General features: G+C 62.3%; 10 protein-coding genes. 2 read left to right on the top strand and 8 right to left on the bottom strand.

Annotation, left to right across the window (positions count from 1 at the left end; genetic code table 11):
* Positions 1–240: 240 nt before the first annotated feature.
* Positions 241–606 (top strand): histone-like nucleoid-structuring protein, MvaT/MvaU family, encoded by a 366-nt coding sequence (locus H7993_RS03565; RefSeq protein WP_122476894.1) that lies wholly within the window; start codon positions 241–243, stop codon positions 604–606.
* A gap of 266 nt (positions 607–872) precedes the next feature.
* Positions 873–1,391: a lactoylglutathione lyase gene (gene gloA / locus H7993_RS03560; RefSeq protein WP_185793464.1), complete on the top strand. Its 519-nt coding sequence runs from the start codon at positions 873–875 to the stop codon at positions 1,389–1,391.
* 177 nt (positions 1,392–1,568) lie between these two features.
* Here the strand turns inward: gloA and xylB are convergent, their stop codons facing one another.
* The 8 genes from xylB to H7993_RS03520 all read right to left on the bottom strand — a co-directional run bounded on the left by xylB (position 1,569) and on the right by H7993_RS03520 (position 11,054).
* Positions 1,569–3,038: a xylulokinase gene (gene xylB, locus H7993_RS03555; RefSeq protein ID WP_185793463.1), complete on the bottom strand. Its 1,470-nt coding sequence runs from the start codon at positions 3,036–3,038 to the stop codon at positions 1,569–1,571.
* A gap of 6 nt (positions 3,039–3,044) precedes the next feature.
* The gene (locus H7993_RS03550; RefSeq protein WP_185793462.1) at positions 3,045–4,526 is read right to left on the bottom strand and encodes a mannitol dehydrogenase family protein; all 1,482 of its coding nucleotides are present in this window, start codon (positions 4,524–4,526) and stop codon (positions 3,045–3,047) included.
* A gap of 13 nt (positions 4,527–4,539) precedes the next feature.
* A complete protein-coding gene (locus H7993_RS03545; protein WP_185793461.1) occupies positions 4,540–5,643 on the bottom strand; it encodes an ABC transporter ATP-binding protein in 1,104 nt (367 codons plus the stop codon).
* 94 nt (positions 5,644–5,737) lie between these two features.
* Entirely contained in the window at positions 5,738–6,568 is an 831-nt protein-coding gene (locus H7993_RS03540; protein WP_185793460.1) for a carbohydrate ABC transporter permease, read from the bottom strand.
* Between the two features lie 11 nt (positions 6,569–6,579).
* Positions 6,580–7,506, bottom strand: coding sequence for a carbohydrate ABC transporter permease (locus tag H7993_RS03535; protein ID WP_122476905.1), 927 nt, complete (start codon positions 7,504–7,506; stop codon positions 6,580–6,582).
* Positions 7,507–7,566: 60 nt separating this feature from the next.
* A complete protein-coding gene (locus H7993_RS03530) occupies positions 7,567–8,886 on the bottom strand; it encodes an ABC transporter substrate-binding protein (protein WP_185793459.1) in 1,320 nt (439 codons plus the stop codon).
* A 211-nt stretch (positions 8,887–9,097) separates the two neighbouring features.
* Positions 9,098–9,991 carry an AraC family transcriptional regulator gene (locus H7993_RS03525; protein WP_185793458.1) on the bottom strand — a complete coding sequence of 298 codons (894 nt, stop codon included), beginning with the start codon at positions 9,989–9,991 and terminating at the stop codon, positions 9,098–9,100.
* 124 nt (positions 9,992–10,115) lie between these two features.
* Complete coding sequence (locus tag H7993_RS03520) at positions 10,116–11,054, bottom strand: MurR/RpiR family transcriptional regulator (protein ID WP_185793457.1); 939 nt, start codon at positions 11,052–11,054, stop codon at positions 10,116–10,118.
* Between the last annotated feature and the right edge of the window lie 55 nt (positions 11,055–11,109).

Here is an 11,109-nt window from a genome sequence, read left to right as displayed (position 1 = left end):
CTGTAGCAGCGGCGCAAGCCGCGTCGCTTTTGACAATATCAAACCCTCTGCTTCAACTTCTGCTGCGCACCCAATCTTCCAGACAAACTTCAAGTAACTAAAGAAGTTGCCGTCCCCACTGTTGCGTCATTTACGTTTCTGCGAAGTTGCACTATCGTGTGCAAGCAAGCGTGGCATCTGCAAGAGAGCCCGGCTCGAAAAAGGGCAGGGCGCCATCAGGTTCTGTCCGGAGTAGAGACATTGTCAAGACTCGCTGAATACCGTGCCGCCGAAAAGGCATTGCAAGAACAACTCGCTCAGCTCGAAACAATGAAGAACGACGCGGGGTTGAAGAAAGAAATCGAGTTCGAGAAAAAGCTCCTGGGTTTGATGAAAACCTATGAAAAGGGCCTGCGCGACATCGTCGCCATTCTCGATCCGCAAACTGCCTCCGCCAGGGCGCCAGCCCCTGCGCCCAAGCAGCAACGGCGGGCGCGGGTGGTCAAGGTGTACGAGAACCCGCACACCGGCGAGCGCATCGAAACCAAGGGTGGCAATCACCACGGCCTCAAAGCCTGGAAACAGGAGCATGGCGTCAGCACCGTAGACGGCTGGTTGCTTCGCTGAGTGAATTCGATGAAAAACGCTGAGTGAGTGCTCAGGTTTTCACATCCTTTTCACAGCCACTGTTCCATTATGAAATCCGCTGATGGAACAGCGCCCCAAATGCCCGCTTCGGCGGGCTTCTTATTGCCTGAAATTCAAGATTATCTTCCGCGTTACACTCTCCGCGTCTCATTGTCGCGCATTCAAAGCGTCGTCGCGTTTGGCATCGTCCATTGCCTTCCGTATCATGACTCGCAGCTACTGCCCATTCATTCAAGGGAGCTTTCATGAGCCTCGATCATTTGAACAGTGTGCCCGGTGTAACCGCGCAACCTGAAGCCGCCACATCCCAGTTCGTCTTCAACCACACCATGTTGCGGGTCAAGAACATCGAGCGGTCGCTGGACTTCTATACCCGGGTATTGGGTTTCAGCCTGGTGGAGAAGCGGGACTTTGCCGAGGCCCAGTTCAGCCTGTATTTCCTGGCACTGGTGGACAAGTCGACGATTCCTACGGATGACAAGGCGCGCACCACCTGGATGAAGTCGATGCCCGGGGTTCTCGAGTTGACCCACAACCACGGCACCGAGAACGATGCGGACTTTGCCTACCACGATGGCAACAGCGACCCACGTGGTTTCGGTCACATCTGTGTATCGGTGCCGGATATCCACGCCGCCTGCGAGCGTTTCGAGACCTTGGGCGTGGACTTCCAGAAGCGTCTGACCGATGGCCGCATGAAGAGCATCGCTTTCATCAAGGATCCTGACGGCTACTGGGTCGAAATCATCCAGCCCGACCTGTAGCCTTCTGCCCCGCACACCGCGGCGCTTTCTTCGCGGCCGCTGACCGCTCCTACAGGGTCATCCCAGTCTCAGTAGGAGCGGTCCGTGGCCGCGAAGGGGCGATGCGGTCTGGCAGTCATACCGCAGTGCTGCTTCGCGGCCGCTGACCGCTCCTACAGAGGGGGCGTGGCACCGGGGCTACGCTGGGATATGCTGGCGGTAACGCTGGTAGGCGCCGTGATAGGCCGAGACGTTGGCGGGGATGGGTTGGGTGCGACTGGTTTCATCCAGGCGCACGCAGCGTTCGCATAACGGGGCCAAGCCTTGTGGATCCTGGCCGGCGCACCACGCCGCCTGGATTGCCGCGCCCAATGCCGCGGCTTCCGGCTGCTCGGTGCAGACAACCGGGGCGTCCATGATGTCCGCTACTATCTGCCGCCACACCGGGCTCTTCGAGCCGCCCCCGATCAGCCGTATCACGTGGGTTTGCAGGCCGCCTGCACGCAGCAGGTCCAGGCCATAGCGCAGGCCGAAGGTGGTGCCTTCCACTGCCGCGCGGCACAGGTTTGCCGCGCTCAGGTTGTCACTGGTCAGCCCCAGCACCGAGCCGGTGGCGTGAGGCAGCGCGGGTACCCGTTCGCCATTGAGGAACGGCAGCATCACGATACCTGCGGCGCCAATCGGTGCCTGCGCCACGGCCTTGTTGAAACCGCTGATGTCCAACTGCAGCAACTCGCGCACGGCCGTAGTCACATTGGTCAGGTTCATGGTGCAGATCAGCGGCAACCACCCTCCCGACGACGAACAGAACGTCGCCACCGCCGGTTCGTCCAGCACGGTAGGCTGGTCGCTGCAGGCGTACACCGTGCCGGAAGACCCCAAGCTCATGGTGATGACTCCAGGGTGGGTGTTATCGGTGCCGATGGCGCCCATCATGTTGTCGCCGCCGCCGCTGGCGACCACAGCCAACGGATTGATACCCAGGCGCGCGGCAATTCCCGGACGAATCGTGCCCACTGGCTGATGCGACTCGATCAGCGGCGGCACTGCCGCTTCCAGCCGCCCGCTTGGGTCGATCTGGCGCAGCAGGGCGAAGTCCCACTGGCGCTCGCGCACGTTGAAGTAACCGGTGCCCGAAGCGTCACCGTATTCGGCGCGCGCCAGCCCGGTCAGCCAGAAGTTCAGGTAGTCGTGGGGCAACAGCACGTGGGCGATGCGCTCGAATATCTGCGGATGATGCTCGCGGGTCCAGAGCAGCTTCGACACGGTATACCCCGGCGCAATGACCAGCCCCAGGCGGTCGAGCGAGCCCTGTTCACCACCCAGTTCGGCCAGCAGGCGCTCGTTCTGCGGCGTGCTCTCGGTGTCGCACCAGAGCTTGGCCGGGCGCAGCGGTTGCCCGTCTGCGTCCAGCAACACCAGGCCATGCTGCTGGCCGGACACACCGACGCCCAGAATCTGCTGGCCATCGATACCGGCCTGGGCCAGCGCCTGCGCGGTGGCCTGTTCGAACGCAGTCAGCCAGTCACTGGTGAGCTGCTCGCGCCGTCCGTTTTCGCCGCTGATCATATGATGAGCGGCCGAGCCCTGGCCCAGTACCTGGCCGCTGTCAGCGTCGAGGATCAGCGCCTTGGTGCCTTGGGTGCCGCAGTCGATCCCGAGAAACATGGCCGCTTACTCCTCGCCGTCCAGCAGCTGCTTCAGGGTGGCATGCACACCCTGGGTACGCAGGCTGTGGAGATTGCGTTCGAAGGCCGCGACGAACTCCGCCGAGCGTGGGATCTGCGTGCCGAAGATTTCCTCGACCCCCAGCAGCCGTTGCGTGAGCAACGCCTCGTCGGCGACCAGCGTCTGGCAGAACTCGGCGCGTGGATCTGGAATGGTGTAGTGCGTGCCGTTCTCGTCGACGCCGCCCAGATAAAGCGCCCAGGCCGCTACCACCAGCGCCGCACGCTCGGTGCCCTGCCGATCGGCGATCAGGCGGTTGATGGTCGGCACGGTGAACTTGGGAAACTTCGAGGAGCCGTCCGAACACACGCGTTCCAACTGGTCGGCGATGGCCTGGTTGGAGAAGCGCTCGATCAGCGTGTCCTTGTAGCCTTCCAGGTCGATGCCAGGCACGGAAGCCAGTTGTGGCGTGACGTCGAGGTCCATGTAGGCGCGGATGTAGCGCACGAACAGCGGATCGTTCATGGTCTCGTGAACGAAGCGGTAACCTTTCAGGAAGCCCAGGTAGGTCAGGGCCAGGTGGCTGCCGTTGAGCAGTTTGATCTTCATCTCTTCATAGGGCGTGACATCGTCGGTGAACTGCACGCCGACCTTTTCCCAGGCGGGCCGGCCCGCGCCGAACTTGTCCTCTACCACCCATTGCACGAACGGCTCGCAGACAACCGGCCAGCTGTCCTCTACGCCATGCCGTTCGCGCAGTTGGGCGCGATGGGCCTCGCTGGTCATCGGCGTGATGCGGTCGACCATGGCATTGGGGAACTGCACATGGCTGGCGATCCAGTCGTGCAGCGCCGGGTCCTGCAGCGCCGCGAACGCCAGCAACGCCTTGCGCGCGACTGCGCCGTTATGGGGCAGGTTGTCACAGGACATCACGGTGAAGGCGTCGATGCCGGCGTCGCGCCGTCGTTGCAAGGCCGCGCAGAGAAAGCCGAAGACGGTGGTGGGCGTCAGCGGGTGAGCCAGGTCGTGCTGGATCTGCGGCAAGTGAGCCATGAACTCGCCATTGCTGTCGTCGATGCAATAGCCCCCTTCGGTGATGGTCAGTGAAACGATGCGCACCGCGGGCTCGGCCAGCTTGACGATCAGGGCCTCGGCGCTCTCTTCGGCCAGGAGCATGTCGGTGATCGCGCCGATCACCCGCACTTCGGTATCCGGCGTGTCGCCCAGTTCCACCAGGGTGTAGTAGAAATCCTGCTCGGCCAGGGCGTCGCGGACCTTGCGGTCTTCGCTGCGCAAGCCGGCGCCGCAGATAGCCCACTGCCGGGCTTCGCCCTGGTTCATCAGGGCATCGGTGTAGAACGCCTGGTGCGCGCGGTGGAACCCACCGACGCCGATGTGGACGATGCCATGCGCGAGTGTCGTCGGGTCGTAGGCGGGCAACTGGATGTGCTCGGCGAGCTGATGCAGATTCTGTCGATTGAGTTTCATGTTCGGTCCTGTATCAGGCAGCGGCCTGCAGCGGTTTGGCCACGGCAATGCCCTGGGCATCGAAAAGGTGGCAGTACTCGGCGTCCAGCAGCAGGTTCAGGCGTTCGCCGTACTGACTGCGCAGATCGCCGCGGATTCGCAGGGTCAGCGGTTCCTGCGAATCGGTGACGACGTGGCAGAAGGTATCGCTGCCCAGTCGCTCGCTGACATCGGCGGTCACCGCCAACTGGCATTGTCCCGGCTGCGCCAGGTCGAGGTGCTCGGGGCGGATGCCCAGGGTCACCGCATCGCCGACTTTCAGCGTCTGGCTGACGCGGGGCAGGTAGATCCGAGTACCGGCGTCGAGGGCAACTTCGCAGCCCTGGCCATCGATCCGGCTGAGCGTGCCTTTGAGGAAACCCATCTTCGGCGTCCCGAGAAAACCGGCGACGAACAGGTTGGCCGGATGATGGTACAGCTCCAGAGGCGCCCCTACCTGTTCGACGCGGCCGCCGTTGAGCACCACTACCTTGTCGGCCAGGGTCATGGCTTCGACCTGGTCATGGGTGACGTAGATCATGGTGGCCTGCAGTTCCTTGTGCAGGCGCGACAGTTCCAGGCGGGTCTGCACGCGCAGGGCTGCGTCGAGGTTGGACAGTGGCTCGTCGAACAGGAAGATCTTGGGGTGACGGACGATGGCGCGCCCGATCGCCACGCGCTGGCGCTGACCACCGGACAACTGCTTGGGCTTGCGGTCGAGCAGGGCGCCCAGTTCGAGAATGCGCGCAGCTTCCGCTACCTTGCTCTCGACTTCCGCTTTGGGCTTGCCGGCCAGGTCCAGTGCGAACGACAGGTTCTTGCGCACCGTCATGTGCGGATACAGGGCGTAGGTCTGGAACACCATGGCCAGGTCGCGCTTGGCCGGGGTCACTTCGGTGATGTCGCGACCGTCCAGCTCGATGGTGCCACTGCTGACTTCCTCGAGCCCGGCGATCAAACGCAGCAGCGTCGACTTGCCGCAGCCTGACGGTCCGACGAACACCACGAACTCGCGGTCGTGCACTTCCAGGTCGATGCCCTTAATGATCTGCAGGCCTTCGAAGCCCTTTTTCAGGTTTTTTATTTTCAGAGTGGCCATGGGAGTGATCCTTTGGAAAGAGGTGTTGTACGGGCGGGCGTCTTCGCGGGTAGAACCCGCTCCCACAAGGGTGCGCCGCGCCATCGTGCATGGGTCATTTGACCGCGCCGAAGGACAGGCCGCGCACCAGCTGCTTCTGGCTGATCCAGCCGAAGATCAGGATCGGCGCGCAGGCCAGGGTCGAAACGGCTGACAGCTTGGCCCAGAACAAGCCTTCCGGGCTTGAGTACGAGGCGATCAGGGCGGTCAACGGCGCGGCGCCGGAGCTGGTCAGGTTCAACGACCAGAAGGCTTCGTTCCAGCACAGGATCAACGACAGCAGCACCGTCGAGGCCAGGCCACCCTTGCTGATCGGCAACAGCACCCGAAGCATTTCCTGGCCCAGTGTGGCACCGTCCAGGCGTGCCGCTTCGAGGATTTCGCGGGGGATGTCCTTGAAGTAGGTGTACACCATCCAGACCACGATCGGCAGGTTGATCAGGGTGTAGATGACGATCAGGGCAACGCGTGAATCCAGCAGGCCGGCACCCTTGGCCAGCAGGTAGATGGGCATCAGCACACCCACCGGCGGCAGCATCTTGGTGGAGAGCATCCACAGCAAGGTCTGCTTGGTGCGCTTGGTTTCGTAGAACGCCATCGAGTAGGCGGCCGGCACTGCAATCAACATGCACAGGGCGGTGGCACTGAAGGAAATCAGCACCGAGTTCCAGGCGAAGTGCAGGTAGTCGCTGCGCTCCTGAATGTGCAGGTAGTTTTCCAGGGTCGGCGTGAAGATGAACTGCGGTGGTGTGGCGAAGGCGTCGATCTCGCTCTTGAAGCTGGTCAGCACCATCCAGAAGATCGGGAAGAACACCAGGATCGCCACGGCCCAGGCCAGGCAGCCCAGGACCAGGCTTTGCAGGCGACGCGATTGTTGAAGTGTCATGGTGCAGGCCCTCAATTCTTGTCGGTGAGGTTTTTGCCGATCATCCGCACCAGGATGATGGCGGCGATGTTGGCGATGACCACGGCGATCAAGCCACCAGCGGAGGCCATGCCCACGTCGAACTGCACCAGCGCCTGGTTGTAGATCAGGTAGGCAAGGTTGGTGGAGGCGAAACCCGGACCACCGTTGGTAGTGGTGAAGATTTCCGCGAACACCGAGAGCAGGAAGATCGTTTCGATCATCACCACCACGGCGATGGGCCGCGCCAGATGCGGCAGCGTCAGGTGCCAGAAGATCGCCAGGGCGCCGGCGCCGTCAAGCCGCGCGGCCTCTTTCTGTTCCTGGTCCAGCGACTGCATGGCGGTCATCAGCAGCAGGATGGCGAACGGCAGCCATTGCCAACTGACGATGACGATGATCGAGAACAGCGGGTAATGGGCGAGCCAGTCGACCGGTTCGGCGCCGAAGAATTTCCACACCGCAGCGAGGATCCCCGACACCGGATGGAAAATCAGGTTCTTGAAGATCAGCGCGCCAACCGTGGGCATGATGAAGAACGGCGAGATGAGCATCACTCGCACGATACCTCGGCCCAGGAACTCGCTGGCTTCCAGCAGGGCTGCGATCAGTACGCCGAAGACCACGCTGATCAACAGCACGCTGCCGACCAGCAGCAAGGTATTGGTGGCGCCCGGCATGAAGCCGGCGTCGGTGAGGAAGAAGCTGAAATTTTCCAGCCCGACGAATTCGTTCTCGCCGGGGTACAGCAGGTTGTAGCGGATCAGCGAGAAGTAGACGGTCATGCCCAGTGGCACGATCATCCATAGCAGCAGCAAGGCCACCGACGGCGTGACCAGAAACCAGCCGGGGTTGGACAAGCGGCGCTTGCCCGTCACCTCAGCGGCGTCGGGCTGGGGCTTGGCAGTCGTAGTATTCATGAGTGCGCACCTGGTGAGCAGGGCTGCCCGCCACGGTCGGCGGGCAGCAGGGCGGACGTGTTACTGCTTGGGGTAGCCGGCGCGCTTCATGGCGCGTTCGGTCGCCGTCTGCGCAACCACCAACGCCTGGTCCGCGGTGGTCTGCCCGGTCAGCGCGGCAGCGAATGCCTTGCCGACTTCAGTACCGATGGCCTGGAACTCGGGAATGGTCACCAGTTGGATGCCAACGTAGGGCTTGGCATCGGTCTGCTTGGGATCGGCGACCTTCAGCGATTCGAGCGTGATGTGGGCGAACGGCGCCGCCTTCAGGTACTCGTCGGTATAGGTCGACTTGCGCGTGCCAGGCGGCACATTGGCCACGCCGTCGGTCTTGGCGACCAGCGCTGCATATTCCTTGGACGTTGCCCAGGCCGAAAACTGCTGCGCGGCCTGCTGGTTCTTCGAGCTGGCTGGGATGGCCAGGGCCCAGGAGTACAGCCAGGCCGAGCCCTTGTCGGTGGTTTCATGAGGGGCGAAGGTGAAGCCGACACTGTCGGCGACCTTGCTTTGCGTCTTGTCCATGGTGAACGAGCCGGCGACGCTGGCGTCGACCCAGATGGCGCACTTGCCACTGTTGAACAGCGCCAGGTTCTCGTTGAAGCCATTGCTCGAAGCGCCTGGAGGGCCGGACTTCTTCATGTTGTCGACGTAGAAGTTCAGCGCTTTCTTCCAGGCTTCGCTGTCGAACTGTGGCTTCCACTGGCTATCGAACCAGCTGCCGCCGAAGCTGTTGGCCACGGTAGTGATCAACGCCATGTTCTCGCCCCAGCCGGCCTTGCCGCGCAGGCACAGGCCGTATTGGTCTTTGCTCTTGTCGGTGAGTTTTCCGGCGAATTCGGCGATCTGGGTCCAGGTGGGTTTTTCCGGCATCTCGAGACCGGCCGCCTTGAACAGGTCGGTGCGGTAGTAGGTCATCGAGCTTTCAGCGTAGAACGGCAGGGCGTACAGCTGGCCTTTCACCGACAGGCCGTCGCGCACCGAAGGGAAGACATCGTCTATGTCGTAGCTGGCGGGCAGGTCCTTCATCGGTGACAGCCAACCCTTTGCGCCCCACAGCGAGGCTTCGTACATGCCGATGGTCAACACGTCGAACTGGCCGCCCTGGGTAGCGATATCGGTGGTCAGGCGCTGGCGCAGCACGTTTTCTTCCAGCACCACCCAATTGAGCTTGATGTCGGGATGCTCGGACTCGAAAGTCTTGGCCAGGCGCTGCATGCGAATCATGTCGCTGTTGTTGACGGTGGCGATGGTCAGGGTGGTGTCGGCATGGCTGTAGCCACTGACAGCCAGTGCGCCACACAGACCGCTGGCAACGAGCAGGCGTTTGTAGTCTATCGTCATCTCGCATTCCTCTTCGGCACGCGGGGAGGCGGCCTTGGTTATTATTCTTGTGTCTTCGTAGAGGTGAAGCACTGCCTGTGATTACAGACCCCCGCAGGCATTCTGACAAATCCCTGAGTACACCCACGCTGATACTTATTTGCACTGAGCCGGCTGGCGCAGCGACGCGCCAGAGGCGTGCGCAGCATCGTTGTGAGGTTTCGTACAGGTTTCAGGAGCTCGACCGCTGCACGGCCAGGCGACGATAGTGCGACGGCGTCATGCCCTTGAGCTGCTGGAAGCGGCGGTTGAAGTTGGAAATATTGTTGAAGCCGGACTCGAAGCACACGTCCGTCACCGGCCGATCGCCGTCAGCCAGCAGCTCGCAGGACTTGCTGATGCGCAGGCGATTGACGAACTCGACGAAACAGCGGCCGGTGGCCTGTTTGAACACCCGGGAAAAATAGGTCGGTTTCATGCCCAGGTAGGCGGCGACTTCTTCCAGAGACAGCTCGCGCGCATAGTGGGCAAAAATGTAGTCGACCGCGCGGTTGGTGCGCTCCACCGCGTGCTCGTCGGCGTCCTGGGCCGCTGCAGTGCCCGAGAGCAACTGGTAGTCCTCGCAGGCCGCCAGCGATTCCATGAGTATCAAGAAGTGTCCGAGGCGGCTGATACCCTGGCTGTCGGCGATGCGCTGCATCGAGGCACCGGCCTGGGCGATGGTCCGGGCACAGCGGAACTCGATGCCGTAACGGGCTCGTTCGAGCAGCGGCGCAAGACTTTTGAGTTCGCTGAATACCTGGTGGCCATGGTCGAATAGCTCGTCGGTGAAATTGACCAGCATGTCGCGCTTGTTCACCGACTCGTCGTTCTGCAGCTGGCTGATCCAGTTGTGCGGCAGATTGGGCCCGGTGAGAAACAGGCTGCCCGGATTGAAGTTGCCGATGTAGTCGCCGACGAACACTTTGCCGGAGGTGGCGACCAGCAGGTGCAGTTCGTATTCCTTATGGAAATGCCAGCGCACCAGCGGGCACGGGAAACCGTGCTGGCGATAGATGATCGAGCGACCGTCGTGGTCGTCCATCAACTCGTAGGAAGGGTCTGTTATTCGCGTTGCTCGAGTCATGCCGTGGCTGCTTTTGGAGTTGTGCCGATCGGAAATGCGCACCCAAGCATAGCGGTGGACGGGCCTGTGCGTCCAAGGCTGAAACGTCCGGCGTCGAGAAGCCCGGCGTTGAAGCGACCCCCGCTCAGCGGGCGTCGTCGTTCTTGCGCGGCGTGTTCGAGCGCGGCAGGCCCGGCAAGGAGGGGGGCAGGCTGCCGCGGTCCGGCTCCCAGTCGGGAAGCGATGGCCGGCCCTCGTTCGCTGCCGGTTTGAGCAGCTGTACTTGAGCCAGCAGCGCTTCCATGGCGGCCATCAACCCGACCTTGGAATTGGGCAGCACGGGGTGGTGAGGTGGGATGAACAGGCTCAGGGTCGACACCTGCACCAGCGGCGATGCCGGGCAGTCGGTCACACTGAGCACACAGGCTTCGCGGGACTTGGCGTATTCGGCCAGGCGAATGGTGTCGCGGGTGTAGGCGGGCAGGGCGATGGCCAGCAGGGTGTCGTTGCGGGTGATGCCGGACAGTCGATAGGCCGACCCTTCAAGACCGCCGTCCAGGGTCACGCAGTGCGCGCCGGCGCAGAACGGGCTGAGCCCCGCGGCTGCCATGGCGGCGATGTGAAAGCTGTTGCCGAAACCGACCACGAACACATTCTGCGAGCGGGCCAGGCGCAGGGCCATCTCCTCGAAGGTCTGGTTGTCATTCATGCGTGTGACGTTGTCCAGATGGTGCTTGCTGAGGCTGATCTGCTGTTCCAGATCGAACCCCGTCTCCGGTGCCTGCTTGAGCCGGCCTTCGATGACGTCGGCCGCAGACACCACGGCCAGCAGGTTTTCCATCAGGGCAAAGCGCAGGCCGGTGAAACCGTTGAGACCGATCGCATTGGCCAGGCGGTTGACGGCCGCGGTGGAGGTGCCGGTGGCCCCGGCCAGTTCTTCTATGTTGAGCGTTGCGCTGCGGTAGGGGTTGGCTTGCAGGAAGGTGGAGACTTTCTTCAGCGCGGGCCGCAGCTCTTCGTGCTTGCCACGCAATGCGCGCATCAGCTCGGAATCGTACACTTTGGTACTGTCGATAAGCGCCATCGTCGTTCGTCCTGAATGGGCAATAGGAACTACCTTGGACACCAGAGATTAGTTC

The organism is Pseudomonas baltica (assembly GCF_014235765.1).
Lineage (GTDB): Bacteria > Pseudomonadota > Gammaproteobacteria > Pseudomonadales > Pseudomonadaceae > Aquipseudomonas > Aquipseudomonas baltica.
The sequence above is the reverse complement of the archived record's forward strand: the minus strand, read 5'-3'. Positions and strand labels throughout refer to the sequence as shown.